Raw genomic sequence first — 13,863 nt, 5'->3', positions numbered from 1 at the left:
AAGAAACGTGTCTGCTCCACGCCTCCGGACGACACCGCTGCCAGGCATCGGAGTCCAGTACGACCTCGTGACGCGGGAGCAGCGCCACCTGTCCGTGGTGGCCCATCGCGACGGCACGCGGACGGTCGGTCTCTACCAGGAGGACGACCCCGACTCCTGCGCCCAGTCGCTACGGCTGACCGGAGCCGAGGCGGGCTCGCTGATCGACGCGCTGATGCCGTCCCACCACAGCGCGAGCCTGCTCTACACCACCGACCTGGGGCTGGTCGCCGAGCGCATCGAGGTGGCGGCCACCTCGCGCTGGAACGGGCGGCTGCTGGGCGACACCCGGATGCGGACGGAGACCGGCTCCTCGATCGTGGCGGTGCTGCGGCGGGCCGAGGCGATCCCGTCGCCGGCGCCGGACTTCCGTCTCGCGGGCGGTGACACCCTCATCGTCATCGGCACCCGCGAAGGTGTGGACGCGGCCGCGGCCATACTCGGTCGGGAGTGATCGAGTGCACTCCGCGGTCCTGCTGATCGAGTTCGGTTCCATCATCCTCGGCCTCGGCCTGCTCGGCCGGTTCGCCGCCCGTTTCCGGTTCTCGCCGATCCCGCTGTACCTGCTGTCCGGTCTGGCCTTCGGCGAGGGCGGGCTGCTGCCGCTCGGCGCGAGCGAGGAGTTCGTCGCCACCGGTGCCGAGATCGGCGTCATCCTGCTGTTGCTGATGCTCGGCCTGGAGTACACGGCCAGCGATCTGGTCTCCAACCTCAAGGCCCACTATCCGGCCGGTCTCGTCGACTTCGCCCTCAACGCCCTGCCGGGCGCGGCCGCCGCGCTGCTGCTGGGCTGGGGGCCGGTGGCGGCCGTGGTGCTGGCGGGCGTCACCTGGATCTCGTCGTCCGGGGTGATCGCCAAGGTGCTGGGCGACCTGGGCCGGGTCGGCAACCGGGAGACCCCGGTGATCCTCAGCGTGCTGGTCCTCGAGGACCTGGCCATGGCGGTCTACCTGCCCATCGTCACCGCTCTGGTGGCCGGGGTCGGGCTGGCGGCCGGCAGCGTCACCCTGGCGATCGCGCTGGGCGTCGCGGGTCTCGTGCTGTTCGCGGCGGTGCGCTACGGCCGGGTCATCTCCCGGTTCGTGTCGAGCGACGACCCGGAGAAGCTGCTCCTCGTCGTGCTGGGGCTCACCATCCTGGTCGCCGGCGTGGCGCAGCAGCTCCAGGTGTCGGCGGCCGTGGGGGCGTTCCTGGTGGGCATCGCGCTGTCCGGCGAGGTCGCCGAGGGCGCGCACACGCTGCTGAGCCCGTTGCGCGACCTGTTCGCCGCCGTCTTCTTCGTCTTCTTCGGGCTGCACACCGACCCGGCGAGCATCCCTCCCGTCCTGCTGCCCGCCCTCGCGCTGGCGGTGGTCACCGCCGCGACGAAGATCGCCACCGGCTACTGGGCGGCCCGGCGAGCCGGGATCTCGGTCAAGGGGCGCTGGCGGGCGGGCGGCTCGCTGGTGGCTCGCGGGGAGTTCTCGATCGTCATCGCCGGGCTGGCGGTCACCGCCGGGATCGAGTCCTCTCTCGGACCACTGGCCACGGCGTACGTCCTGATCCTGGTCGTCCTGGGCCCGCTCACCGCCCGCTACACGGAGCCGCTGGCGGCTTGGTGGGCACGGCGCCGGACGCCGCACGAGCACGCCACGACCGAGCAGTCGCCCGAGGCGCGGACGCAGACGCCGGTGCGCGACTGAGGTACTGAGGCGTGGTGAGGGCCCGGACCCCCTCCGGGCCCTCACCACACCCCGTGGCCGGGCCCTCACCACACCCCGTGGCCGGGCCCTCACCACACCCCGTGGCCCGCCACACTCCGTGGCGCACGTCACAGCACAGCGTGTCCGGATCACGGAGTGGCGAGGAGACGGTCATGGCATGCTCATGGCTCGTTACCGGCCAGTAGGAATCCGCTGCCAGGCCGGTCCCCCCTTCCTCTCCCCCACCTCCAGGACCGACCTTGCGCACACGCACGAGGCACTCCCGTGCCCTCATGCCCGCCTTAGCCGTATCCGCCCTCCTCCTCGCCGCGGGCTGCTCCTCCCCCTCGTCGCAGGCCGAACCCTCCTCCTCGGCAGCCGCCCGTCAGGCCGACGCGGAGACCGCCGCCTCCGCCGCCGACCGCTCGCTGGCGGTGGCCGCCGCCCCCACGGGCAGCACCGCGACCGCCACGGCCCACCCCGGGGACTCCGACGGACGAGCCCACCGGACGAAGCTCAGCGTCAGCTCGTACGACGGCAAGACCCGACGGGCCGTCATCGCCTCCGACACCGCACCCTCCGCCACGCCCTCCGCCACGAGCTCCTCCTCGGCCTCGGCCTCGCCGGGCGCGTCGTCGGCCCCGCACCGCACCGCCGTCGGCGACGTCATCGCCAGCGCCCCCGCGCCCGGTGCCCCGAACGGGCTCCTCGCCGAGGTCACGAAGGTGATCGGCGAGACCGACGAGGGCACCGAGGTGCAGACCGCGCCGGCTCAGCTCAACGCCCTGCTCGGGAACGACACCGCCAAGGGCAGCGTGCCGGTCGCCCCGGCCGCCTTCGACATCGACGAGCTGCTGCCCGACGTCGACGTCTCCTGGTCGAAGACGGCCGACGTGCACGTCGGCCCGGAGGGCGCGACGGTTCCGCTCGGCAGCCTGCGACTCGACGTGCGCGCCGACCTCCCGACCGTCGGGGACACATCCGCGTCGGCGGCCGCCTCCGTCTCCGGCTTCGTGCAGGTCGCCCCGCAGGTCGACTTCCGCTACGGCGGTGAGGGCACCGACGCCGCGCCCGCCTCGGCGTACCTGGGCGTGTCCGGCGACTGGACCTCGGGCTGGTCGCTCAAGGGCCGCGCGGGCGCCTCCGCCACTCCGGTGCGGATCCCCTTCGCCACCCTGCACGCCGATCCGGTCCTCCAGGTCGGCCCCGTGCCCGTCGTGGTCAACCTGGACCTGACCTGCTACCTCCAGATCAGCGGCGACGGCAGGATCACCGTCGACGTGGAGCAGAGCCTCCAGGGCGACTTCACGGCGGGCGGCACCTTCGGCCTCGGCCAGGGCTGGACCCCGGTCAGCTCCTCAAACATGAAGAGCACTCCGGTGCGCACCTCCGTCACCACCGCCGGCAGCGTGAAGGCGGCCCTCGGCGCCCAGGCCACGGTGGGCCTGTACGGCAGTGTCGGCGTCGTCGCCGATCTGGCGCCCTACGTCCGCGGCGAGGGCGCCGGCACGGTCACCGGCACCGACGCGGTGTTCGATGCCGCGGGTTCCTGGGCCGTGTACGGCGGTGTCGACCTGAGCGGCACCCTGCGGCTCCAGCTGACGATCTTCGGCACGCCCGTGTTCCAGCGGGACATCCCGCTGGGCGCGCTGCACCGGGAGTGGAAGCTGGCGGGCGGCGGGTCGGCCTCCTGACCGGACCACCGGCCTCAGGCCGCGCCGCCAGGGGTCCAGCCCTGGCGGCGCAGCACCGCGGACACGTCCGGTATCTCGTAGTGCTCGCCCTTGAGGACCTTGCCGTCCGCACGGCGGGCGACCTGGCCACCGGGGCCCAGCTTGGTCATGTTGGACCGGTGGATCTCGGCGAGCACCGCGTCGAGGTCGATCCCGTGCACCAGGGCCGTGCCGTAGGCGACGTAGACGACGTCGGCCAGCTCGTGCGCAAGCCGGTCCAGCGGGCCGCTCACCGACACCTCGGCGACCTCCGCCGCCTCCTCGGCGAGGAGCTCTCCGCGGTGCGCGGCGAGGCGGGGCGACACCTCCGTCGGCGTGCTGCGGGCGTCGAGCCCGAAGGCACGGTGGAACTCACGGACCAGTTCGGCGGGCGAGGAACTCATGCACCGACTGTAACGACGGCCACTGACACTGCGGTCCGCAACCGGCCCTGTGAGCCCCGCCCTGGTCAGCACCGCGTTCCGGCTGGCAGGATCGCGCCCATGTCCCCGTTGTTCTCCCGTATCGACAGGCGCCGCGCCCTCCAGGGCACGGCCGCCGGTGTCGTCGTCCTCGGGCTGCTGCTGTGGTGGCTGCTGCCGCTGGGCGAGGACCCGCCGAGCGGGTCGATCACCTTCAGCACGGGCACGTCGAGCGGCGTCTACTACGAGTACGGCAGCCGCCTGCGCGCGGAGCTCGCCCGCGACATGCCCGACCTGGACGTGAAGCTGTCGACCAGCAACGGATCTCAGGAGAACGTCGAGCGCGTGGCGACCGGCAAGGCCGACTTCACGATCGCCGCGGCCGACGCGGTGGAGACGTACGAGCGGCAGCACCCCGGCTCGGCCGCCCGGCTGCGTGGGGTGGCCCGCCTGTACGACGACTACGTCCAGCTCGTGGTGCCGCGCGACTCCGACATCCGGTCCGTCGCTGACCTGCGGGGCAGGACCGTGGCGACCGGGCTGCCCCGCTCGGGTGTGCGGCTGATCGCCGAGCGGGTGCTCAAGGCGGCCGGCCTGGACCCGGCGAAGGACATCGACGCCGTGTCGCAGGGCATCGACACCGGTCCCGAGCAGCTGAAGAAGGGCAGGATCGACGCCTTCTTCTGGTCCGGCGGGGTGCCGACGGCCGGACTGGAGAAGCTGGCCGACGACTTCACCTTCCGGTTCGTGCCGATCGGCCCCGACCTCGTCGCCAAGATGCACGACCAGGACGACGCCACCGGGTTCTACCGGGCCACGAACATGCCCGAGTCGGCGTATCCCACGATCCAGAACGGCTCGACCGTGGCGACGATCGCGGTGTCCAACCTGCTGATGACCCGTACGGACATGGCGCCCCGGCTCACCGAGTGGCTGACCCGAACCGTGATCAAGAGCCGGGACGGGATCGGTGCGCATGTGCACTCCGCGCAGCTGGTCGACCTGCGCACGGCCATCTACACCGACCCGCTGAAGCTGCACGAGGGCGCCCGGCGCTACTACCGCTCCGTGAAGCCGTAGGACCGCCGGCTACGACGTCGGCGACCTCGGCACGGACACCGTCGCCGTCAGTCCACCGGGCTCGTGGTGGGCGTAGGAGAGGGAGCCGCCGCCCGCCGCGAGCAGGGCCTTGGAGATGGACAGGCCCAGCCCCGAGCCCTTGATGTTCTGGTGGCGGCCGCTGCGCCAGAAACGGTCGCCCACACGGGTGAGTTCCTCGTCGGTCAGCCCCGGCCCGTTGTCGGTGACGACGACGGTCGACGTCTCGCCGTCGGCCGCGACGGTGACCGTGACGTTCTCCCCCCGCGGGGTGAACTTCACGGCGTTGTCGATCACGGCGTCCAGCGCGCTGGACAGCGTCACCGGGTCGGCCCATGCCGTGGTGGGCGGGCAGTCGCCGACCAGCCGGACGCCCTTGGCCGCGGCGGTGGGCGCCCAGGCGGCCACGCGCTCGGCGGCCAGCGCGCCGATGTCGGTGACCCGCAGGTCGGCCTCGGCGTGCTCGGCCAGGGCCAGGTCGAGCAGGTCGTCCAGGACCTGGGCCAGTCGCTTGCCCTCGTTCTGGACGGAGGCGATCTCCTCGTTGCCCTCCGGGAGTTCGTACCCGAGCAGTTCGATGCGCAGCAGCAGTGCGGCGAGCGGGTTGCGCAGCTGGTGCGAGGCGTCGGCGACGAAGGCGCGCTGCTGCTCCAGCACGTCCTCGACGTTGTCCGCCATCTCGTTGAACGCCCCGGCCAGCCGCCGGAGTTCCGGGGGCCCACCGGCCACCGCGACCCGGGACTTCAGGCGGCCGCTCGCGATCTCGTGGGTGGTGGCGTCCAGGACCCGTACCGGTCGCAGCACCCAGCCGGTCAGCCGCAGGGCGGCGCCGATGGCCAGCAGCATCGCGGCGATCTCGCCCGCGCCGACGACCAGCCAGCCGTGCAGGATCCGCGACCGCATCGGCCCGGTGGGCGAATCGGTGACGACGACGGCGACGACGTCACCGTCCCGGATGACCGGAGACGCCACGACGAGCCGGTTGCGCTGCCACGGCCACACCTGCCGGGGGTCGTGGCTGCGACGGCTGAGCAGCGCCTCCTCGAAGGCTTCCCGCACCTCCCCCGTTTCGGGGAGGTACCAGTCGCTGGGGGCATGAGCCATGGGGGTGTCGGTGCCGTAGAAGACACCGGCGCGAATGCCGTAGACGTCGTAGTAGCTGTCGAGCTCCCTGCTGAGCGTCGCGCGTCGTTCGTTCGTGGCCGACGCGGAGTCGTTGACTCCCGACGAGGCGGTGACGAACTGGGCGAGCGCCGCGAACCGCGCGGTGTCGTCGATGCGGTCGACGACCACGTTCTGTTGCTGGGCGCCCGCCACGCTGACGGCCAGCGGCACCCCGAGGGCCAGCAGCACGGCCGCCATCAGCACGATGAGCAGCGGCAGAAGACGAGTACGCAACCGCGGTCCCCGCTACGCGCCCGGGGCGACGAGCCGGTAGCCGACGCCGCGTACGGTCTCGATCAGCGCGGGCATGCGCAGCTTGGCGCGCAGCGAGGCCACGTGCACCTCCAGGGTGCGCCCGGTCCCCTCCCAGCTGGTGCGCCACACCTCACTGATGATCTGCTCGCGGCGGAAGACCACACCGGGACGCTGGGCGAGCAGCGCCAGGAGGTCGAACTCCTTGCGGGTCAGCTGGACGACCGAACCGTCGACCGTGACGCGCCGGGTGGGCAGTTCGATGTGCACGGGGCCCAGGCGCAGCGCGTCCTCCCCGCCGGCCTCCGGGTCCTCGTGGACGGTGCGGCGGCTGACGGCGTGGATACGGGCGAGCAGCTCCCCGGTGTCGTACGGCTTCACCACGTAGTCGTCGGCGCCCAGGTTGAGGCCGTGGATGCGGGAGCGCACGTCGGAGCGGGCGGTCACCATGATCACCGGGGTGGCGGTGCGCTTGCGGATCTTGCCGCAGACCTCGTATCCGTCCTGGTCGGGAAGGCCCAGGTCGAGCAGCACGACACTGAAGCCGGGGCCCTCCGGGACGAGCGCCTGGAGCGCCTCCTCGCCACTGCGCGCGTGGGTGACGTCGAAACCGTGCCGCTTCAGGACCGCGGACAGGGCGGCGGCGACGTGGTTGTCGTCCTCGACGAGCAGCAGTCTCATGCCGGCCTCCTCCGGTTCATCGGTCATACGGTCTGACTCACTAAAACGGGTGTTCGGTTCTTCGGTCGGAAAAACGCGGGCACACGCGTGTGTGCATCATGGCAGTCACGCTGATGGACGAGGACGCAGTCAAGAGGGTTCCGGTTGCACCCGGCTTCCGTTATCCGCCCGATACGCCCGCAGGTCGCAAGTGCTACGACACGTGTCCGATTGCTATCGGATCGTGATGCTCAGATTCCCCTCAGATGTAATGACGCTGGTCGCGGCAGGTCACTACTGTCCTCCGAAACCGAGGAGGACGGAGCACCAGAGCGATGACCGAAGTATCGGTGACCAAGGAAGACGCGGTCGCGAGCGGTGAACTGGTCGTCCTGAAGAGCGTCAACAAGCACTTCGGCGCGTTGCACGTTCTCCAGGACATCGACCTCACGATCGACCGCGGCGAGGTCGTCGTGGTCATCGGACCCTCCGGGTCCGGCAAGTCGACCCTGTGCCGCACCATCAACCGCCTGGAGACGATCGACGACGGCGCGATCACCATCGACGGGAAGCCGCTGCCCCAGGAGGGCAAGGCACTGGCCCGGTTGCGCGCCGACGTCGGCATGGTGTTCCAGTCGTTCAACCTGTTCGCGCACAAGACCGTGCTCGAGAACGTGATGCTCGGCCAGATCAAGGTCCGCAAGGCCGACAAGAAGAAGGCCGAGGAGAAGGCGCGCGCCCTCCTCGACCGGGTCGGTGTGGCCACCCAGGCCGAGAAGTACCCCGCGCAGCTCTCCGGCGGTCAGCAGCAGCGCGTCGCCATCGCGCGGGCGCTGGCGATGGACCCGAAGGTCATGCTCTTCGACGAGCCGACGTCGGCCCTGGACCCCGAGATGATCAACGAGGTCCTCGAAGTCATGCAGCAGCTGGCCAGGGACGGCATGACGATGATCGTCGTCACCCACGAGATGGGTTTCGCACGATCGGCTGCAAACCGCGTGGTGTTCATGGCGGACGGACGCATCGTCGAAGAGGCTGCGCCCGACCAGTTCTTCAGCAATCCGCGCAGCGACCGTGCCAAGGACTTCCTGTCGAAGATCCTGCACCACTGACCTGCAGCGCTGACCTGCATCACTGACGGAACCCGCACCGCACGCAGTACTTCACCACTCTTCTAAGGAAGTTCCTCATGAAGCTTCGCAAGGTCACCGCCGCCTCCGCCGTAGCCCTCGTCCTCGCCCTGACCGCGACCGCCTGTGGTGGCGACGACAACAAGGACGACAGCGGCAGCAGCAGCTCCAGCGGCGGCGGCGGCAAGATCAAGGTCGGCATCAAGTACGACCAGCCCGGCCTCGGTCTGAAGAAGCCCGACGGGTCCTTCGCCGGCTTCGACGTGGACGTCGCGACCTACGTCGCCAAGCAGCTCGGCTACGAGCCGGACCAGATCGAGTTCGTCGAGACGAAGAGCGCCGACCGCGAGAACGCCCTCGCGCGCGGTGACGTGAAGTTCATCGCGGCCACCTACTCGATCAACGACGAGCGCAAGCAGAAGGTCGACTTCGCCGGCCCGTACCTGCTGGCCCACCAGGACCTGCTGGTCAAGACGGACTCGAAGATCGCCAAGGGCGACGACCTCAACGGCAAGAACCTGTGTTCCGTGACCGGTTCGACCTCGGCGCAGAACGTGCAGAAGTCGATCGCCCCCAAGGCGAACCTCAAGGAGGTGAGCTCCTACTCGGAGTGCATCGCCGGCCTCCAGAACGGCTCCGTGGACGCGGTCACCACTGACGACTCGATCCTCGCCGGCTTCGCCGCGCAGGACCAGTACAAGGGCAAGTTCAAGCTCGCGGGCCTGAAGCTCAGCAACGAGAACTACGGCGTCGGCGTCAAGAAGGGCGACACCGCGACCGTGGAAAAGATCAACAAGGCGCTGGAGCAGATGGTCAGCGACGGCTCGTGGCAGAAGGCCGTCGACGCCAACTTCGGCCCGGCGGGCTACAAGAACGAGGCTGCCCCGAAGATCGGCGTCATCGTCCCGAACGCCTCGTAACGACAGCTCACCCAGCGGGGTACCTGCGGTGCGCCGCCGTCCGTCGCGATCACGGCGGCGGCGCGCCCCGCCCTCCTCATAGGCCACCCACCCGGAAGCGCGGGAGATCGTGTTCGACTTTCTTGATGGTTACGACGTCCTAGGGGCGTTCTGGATGACGGTGAAGCTCACCGCCCTCTCCGCCGTGGGCTCCCTGATCTGGGGCACCCTGCTGGCCGGAATGCGGGTCAGTCCGGTCCCGCTGATGCGCGGGTTCGGCACCGCCTACGTCAACATCGTCCGGAACATCCCCCTGACGGTCATCATCCTCTTCAGCTCGCTCGGCCTGGCCGACGTCTTCGGAATGACCCTGGGCGCGGAGGACTTCAAGGTCCAGGGCTTCCGGCTCGCCGTGCTCGGTCTGATCGGTTACACCGCGGCCTTCGTGTGCGAGGCGATCCGCTCCGGCATCAACACGGTGCCCATGGGGCAGGCGGAGGCGGCCCGGGCCATCGGGCTGAGCTTCACCCAGACCCTGACGCTCATCGTGCTTCCCCAGGCGTTCCGCTCGGTCATCGGGCCGCTGGCGAACGTCCTGATCGCCCTGACCAAGAACACCACGGTGGCGGCCGCCATCGGCGTCGCCGAGGCCGCCTACCTGATGAAGACGATGATCGAGAACGAGGCGCAGACGCTGCTCATCGGCGCGGTCTTCGCGTTCGGCTTCGTGGTACTGACCCTGCCGACCGGCCTCTTCCTCGGCTGGCTCAGCAAGCGACTGGCGGTGAAGCGATGAGCTCGGTCCTCTACGACACTCCCGGACCCCGCGCCAAGCGGCGCAACGTCCTCTTCTCGGTGGTCTTCACCGTCCTGCTCGCCCTGCTCCTGTGGTGGGTGTGGCAGACGATGGACGAGAAGGACCAGCTCACCTCCGCGCTGTGGAAGCCGTTCACCGAGTCCGAGGCCTGGACGACGTACCTGCTGCCCGGCCTCGAGAACACGCTCAAAGCGGCCGCGCTCTCCATGGTGATCGCCCTTCCGCTCGGCGCGGTCTTCGGCATCGCCCGCCTGTCCGACCACCGGTGGGTGCGGGCCGTGTCCGGCACGGTGGTCGAGTTCTTCCGGTCGATCCCGGTGCTGCTGCTGATGCTGTTCGCCAACGAGTTCTACGCCCGCTCCACGGACGTCACCAGCGAGGACCGGCCGCTCTACGCCGTCGTCACCGGCCTGGTGCTCTACAACGCCTCGGTCCTCGCCGAGGTCGTCCGGGCCGGCATCCTCTCCCTGCCCAAGGGACAGACGGAGGCCGCGTACGCGATCGGCCTGCGCAAGGGCCAGACGATGAGCAGCATCCTGCTTCCGCAGGCGGTCACCGCGATGCTCCCGGCGATCGTCAGCCAGCTGGTGGTCATCGTGAAGGACACCGCGCTCGGCGGCGTGATGCTCGGGTTCCCCGAGCTGCTCAACTCCCGCGGCACGCTGGCGGCCAACTACGCCAACGTGATCCCGAGCTTCATCGTCGTCGCGATCATGTTCATCGTGCTGAACTTCATCCTCACCAGCTTCGCGAGCTGGCTGGAGCGCTACCTGCGGCGCAGCAAGCGCAGCACGGGCGCGGTGCTCGGCGTCGACAAGGTGGACGATCTGAACGCGGCCGAGGTCGGCGGCGGCTTCGGGAGCGGCGCGTCGGCCTGACGTCCACTCAAGTGGTGTGACCTGTACGGAGGCAGTGGCGTGCGCGCCGCTGCCTCCGTCACTTGACGCAAGCAGCGGCAATGGGTTGCATACGTTCTGTGATCGTGCACCCTGCTCCTACCTCTTGTTCCCTTACGTCCCCGCGGACACCGTCACGGGCAGGGGGCGGCACGCCGTGGACCCGGTGATCATCGTCGGAGCGGGGCCGGTGGGGCTCACGCTCGCCCTGGCGCTGGCGCGCCAGCAGGTGCCCTCCGTGGTCCTCGACGAGGGCCCCGGCAAGGACGAGCCACGGCTCGCGCGCACCGTCGTCCTGCGGGAGGACACGGCCGCCCTCATCGAGCGGCTCACCGGAGCGTCCCTCGAGGAGGCCGGGGTCCACTGGGCCGGATGGCGGTCGATGCGGCGCAAGCAGGTGACGCGCGAGGTCAGTTTCGACGACCCGGCGGATCCCGCTCCCCTGCACATCGCCCAGCACGTGCTGACGGGCGTCCTGCGCGCCGCCCTGGTGGGACAGCGGCTGGTGAAGGTCGCCGTGGACAGCCGCCTGGACAGCATCGAGCAGGAACCTTCCGGCGTCACGGCCCACACGCGCGGCCCCCGGGGCACCTGGTGGCGCGGCAGCCACCTGGTCGGCTGCGACGGCCCGCGCTCCACGGTCCGCAAACTCCTCGACATCCGCTTCCCCGGCCGTACGGCGGTGGAACGACACGCCGTCGCCGCGCTGCGCACGGAACTTCCGTGGCCCGACGAAGCGTTGCTCCATCGGACACCGCCGTGGCGGGTGTCCGGCCCCTCCGCCGGGGAAGTCACCGGACGCCCGCTGCCGGACGGCGTCTGGCGCCTGGACTGGCTGCTGCCGCCCGGCAAGGACCTCGTCACGCCCGAGCTGCTCGTGGCCCGCATCCGCGAGACCCTGGCGGGCTGGAGCGGCGGTTCCACGCCTCCGTACGAGCTGCTCGACACCGGTGTCCACACCGTGCACCACCGGCTGGCCCGCCGCTGGCGCGTGGGGCGGGTCTTCGTCGCCGGGGACGCCGCGCACCTGCTCGGCGCGCTCGGCACCCAGGGCCTCGACGAAGGCCTGCGGGACGCCGACAACCTGGCCTGGAAACTGGCCCTGGCCTGGCACCACGGGTCGCACGAGGCGTTGCTCGACAGCTACCAGGCGGAGCGGCGCGCGGCCGTCGCCGCCCGGCTGCGGGCCGCCGACCAGGCGCTGCCGGTGCTGCGCGGCGGCGCGGGCATAAGGGCGTACGTCCCCGGCACGGCCCGCGGTCACGACGTGCTGCTCACCGACGGTCACCTCGGCCGCGGTCCGCTCGGCGCGCCGGGCGCCTACGACGGCTCGCCTCTGGCGCCCCGGCACCTGGAGGCGGAGGTGCCGGTGGACACGCCTCCGGGCGCGCCGGTCGAGGACGTGCGCGTGACCGCGGAGGACGGCTCGTTCGTACGGCTGCGGGACCGGCTGGGACGCGGTGCCCTGCTCGTCCTGCTGATCGCGCCGGGCACCGGCGTGTGGGAGCGCAGGCACTGGGTGGGCGCCGGGATCATGCCCCGGCTCGCCGCTGCGGTGACGGCCCTGCCGAGCCCGGCCGAGCTGCTGGTGGCCGAGAGCTATCCGGGCGCGGCCGCGCACACCGTGCTGCTGATCCGGCCCGACGGCCGTCTGGTCACCGCGCTCAACGGAGTACGTCCGGCCGACCTGTACGCGGCGGCGGAGGCGACGGTGGGCGGGCCGGAGGGGGCACGGGAGACGTCCGAAGCGGGTGCCACGGCCGGCTCCGCGGCCAAGTGAGGGCGGGGCCCCGCCCGGCGCACGCCCGTGCGCAGCCCATACGAAGCCCGGCCGACGACCGGAGGAGAGCCGGGCGACGAACGCGCGCTCGTACCGGCTGTGACTGTGCGGTCCACATGGTGACGGTGAGTTGACCGGGGTACACCGGCGTGGTGTACTCCGGATCGTGACCGACACCGATGTGCGCCTGTGGCGGAGGGTCCATATGGACCTCGTCCGCTATGCGGGCTGCGTGTGTCGCCCGTCCTGCTGAACTCGCATCCCCCTTTTCCACCGGCGCGCGCCGCCGATGCGCACTTTCGTCTCGTGCGCGGCCGTGCGCTCCCGCGAACGTTCTCAGGACGGTATCCGTGTCTGTCTCCCCCTCCGTGCCCACCGCCGCGGTCGCCGCGCCCACGCAGGCTGACCTCCTCGACTTCGTCCGCCGCACGGCCGCCGACGCCGAGCTGATCGCCTCGCTCCCCCTCGACCCGGAAGGCCGCACCTGGGTGCGCCTGGAGGGCCCCGGCGGCAGCGAGGCCTGGCTGATCGGCTGGCCGCCCGGCACCGGCACCGGCTGGCACGACCATGCCGACTCGGTCGGCGCGTTCCTGACCGCGCGGGGCGAGCTGCAGGAGTACTCGCTCGCCGCGCGGCTGCCCACCGACGGCTGGAAGACCCTCGAACTGACGGACGACGTGGACCGGGAGCGCACACTGCCGGCCGGCCGGGGCCGCTCCTTCGGACGTCACCACGTCCACGAGGTCCTCAACCGGTCCACCGAGGAACATGCCGTCTCCGTCCACGCCTACTACCCCCCGCTGCCCCGCATCCGCCGCTACAGCCGTACGGGACACGTCCTGCGGCTGGAGCAGGTCGAGCGCCCGGAGGACTGGCAGTGAGCGGCCCGGGCGCATCTCGGGAGGAGCGGCCGACGGGTGTGGACGAGCTGCTCGAGCGGGTGCGTGAGGGGTACGCGCGCGTGGAGGCGCGGGAGGCGTACGAGGCCGCCCGCGCGGGTGAGGCGCTGCTCATCGACATCCGGTACGCGGCCCTGCGCGAGCGGGACGGTCTGATCCCCGGTGCCCTGGTCGTCGAGCGCAACGAACTGGAGTGGCGTCTCGACCCCCAGGGCAGTCATCGCCTCCCCGAGGCCGCGAGTCATGAAGTGCGGGCGATCGTGATCTGCAACGAGGGCTACGCGTCGAGCCTGGCCGCCGCCTCCCTGCACCAGTTGGGGCTGCACCGGACCACCGACCTCGTCGGCGGCTTCCAGGCGTGGCGGGCGGCGGGGCTCCCCGTGACGTCGTAGCGGGACTGTGGTGCGCCGGGC

At 71.1% G+C, this 13,863-nt stretch carries 15 protein-coding genes; 12 read left to right on the top strand and 3 right to left on the bottom strand.

The annotated features are described in order from the left end of the window. The first annotated feature begins 7 nt into the window (after positions 1–7). The 3 genes from ACIRPU_RS08960 to ACIRPU_RS08950 all read left to right on the top strand — a co-directional run bounded on the left by ACIRPU_RS08960 (position 8) and on the right by ACIRPU_RS08950 (position 3,415). The gene (locus ACIRPU_RS08960) at positions 8–493 is read left to right on the top strand and encodes a cation:proton antiporter regulatory subunit (protein WP_403863722.1); all 486 of its coding nucleotides are present in this window, start codon (positions 8–10) and stop codon (positions 491–493) included. A gap of 4 nt (positions 494–497) precedes the next feature. Beyond that, entirely contained in the window at positions 498–1,721 is a 1,224-nt protein-coding gene (locus tag ACIRPU_RS08955) for a cation:proton antiporter (RefSeq protein ID WP_403863719.1), read from the top strand. 293 nt (positions 1,722–2,014) lie between these two features. Beyond that, positions 2,015–3,415, top strand: coding sequence for a hypothetical protein (locus ACIRPU_RS08950; RefSeq protein WP_403863716.1), 1,401 nt, complete (start codon positions 2,015–2,017; stop codon positions 3,413–3,415). A 14-nt stretch (positions 3,416–3,429) separates the two neighbouring features. On the opposite strand, the gene ACIRPU_RS08945 is transcribed toward ACIRPU_RS08950, so the two are convergent. Continuing rightward, positions 3,430–3,837 carry a MazG nucleotide pyrophosphohydrolase domain-containing protein gene (locus tag ACIRPU_RS08945; RefSeq protein ID WP_385565752.1) on the bottom strand — a complete coding sequence of 136 codons (408 nt, stop codon included), beginning with the start codon at positions 3,835–3,837 and terminating at the stop codon, positions 3,430–3,432. Between the two features lie 99 nt (positions 3,838–3,936). On the opposite strand from ACIRPU_RS08945, the gene ACIRPU_RS08940 reads away from it, so the two are divergent. After that, on the top strand, positions 3,937–4,935 hold the full coding sequence (locus ACIRPU_RS08940; RefSeq protein ID WP_403863713.1) for a TAXI family TRAP transporter solute-binding subunit: 999 nt from the start codon (positions 3,937–3,939) through the stop codon (positions 4,933–4,935). Positions 4,936–4,944: 9 nt separating this feature from the next. Here ACIRPU_RS08940 and ACIRPU_RS08935 read toward each other — a convergent pair whose 3' ends face one another. Then, a complete protein-coding gene (locus ACIRPU_RS08935) occupies positions 4,945–6,351 on the bottom strand; it encodes an ATP-binding protein (protein ID WP_403863710.1) in 1,407 nt (468 codons plus the stop codon). Positions 6,352–6,363: 12 nt separating this feature from the next. Continuing rightward, complete coding sequence (locus tag ACIRPU_RS08930; protein WP_351766143.1) at positions 6,364–7,050, bottom strand: response regulator transcription factor; 687 nt, start codon at positions 7,048–7,050, stop codon at positions 6,364–6,366. A gap of 314 nt (positions 7,051–7,364) precedes the next feature. On the opposite strand from ACIRPU_RS08930, the gene ACIRPU_RS08925 reads away from it, so the two are divergent. The 8 genes from ACIRPU_RS08925 (at position 7,365) to ACIRPU_RS08890 (ending at position 13,842) form a co-directional block, all read left to right on the top strand. Then, entirely contained in the window at positions 7,365–8,141 is a 777-nt protein-coding gene (locus tag ACIRPU_RS08925) for an amino acid ABC transporter ATP-binding protein (protein ID WP_384117135.1), read from the top strand. A gap of 77 nt (positions 8,142–8,218) precedes the next feature. Continuing rightward, positions 8,219–9,079, top strand: coding sequence for a glutamate ABC transporter substrate-binding protein (locus tag ACIRPU_RS08920; protein WP_403863707.1), 861 nt, complete (start codon positions 8,219–8,221; stop codon positions 9,077–9,079). 109 nt (positions 9,080–9,188) lie between these two features. After that, positions 9,189–9,854 (top strand): amino acid ABC transporter permease, encoded by a 666-nt coding sequence (locus ACIRPU_RS08915; protein WP_355703490.1) that lies wholly within the window; start codon positions 9,189–9,191, stop codon positions 9,852–9,854. Further along, positions 9,851–10,753: an amino acid ABC transporter permease gene (locus ACIRPU_RS08910; protein ID WP_403863704.1), complete on the top strand. Its 903-nt coding sequence runs from the start codon at positions 9,851–9,853 to the stop codon at positions 10,751–10,753. The genes ACIRPU_RS08915 and ACIRPU_RS08910 overlap by 4 nt, the downstream gene beginning before the upstream one ends. 175 nt (positions 10,754–10,928) lie before the next feature. After that, positions 10,929–12,551 carry an FAD-dependent monooxygenase gene (locus ACIRPU_RS08905; RefSeq protein ID WP_403863701.1) on the top strand — a complete coding sequence of 541 codons (1,623 nt, stop codon included), beginning with the start codon at positions 10,929–10,931 and terminating at the stop codon, positions 12,549–12,551. 166 nt (positions 12,552–12,717) lie between these two features. Then, the gene (locus tag ACIRPU_RS08900; RefSeq protein ID WP_311605579.1) at positions 12,718–12,804 is read left to right on the top strand and encodes a putative leader peptide; all 87 of its coding nucleotides are present in this window, start codon (positions 12,718–12,720) and stop codon (positions 12,802–12,804) included. 97 nt (positions 12,805–12,901) lie between these two features. Next, positions 12,902–13,432, top strand: coding sequence for a cysteine dioxygenase (locus ACIRPU_RS08895; protein ID WP_403863698.1), 531 nt, complete (start codon positions 12,902–12,904; stop codon positions 13,430–13,432). Continuing rightward, positions 13,423–13,842 (top strand): rhodanese-like domain-containing protein, encoded by a 420-nt coding sequence (locus tag ACIRPU_RS08890; RefSeq protein WP_403865034.1) that lies wholly within the window; start codon positions 13,423–13,425, stop codon positions 13,840–13,842. Before ACIRPU_RS08895 ends, ACIRPU_RS08890 begins: the two co-directional genes overlap by 10 nt. Positions 13,843–13,863: the final 21 nt, after the last annotated feature.

Origin of the sequence: Streptomyces sp. NPDC102259 (genome assembly GCF_044766465.1) — a bacterium.
Lineage (GTDB): Bacteria > Actinomycetota > Actinomycetes > Streptomycetales > Streptomycetaceae > Streptomyces.
This window is presented reverse-complemented; position numbering and strand designations above follow the sequence as displayed.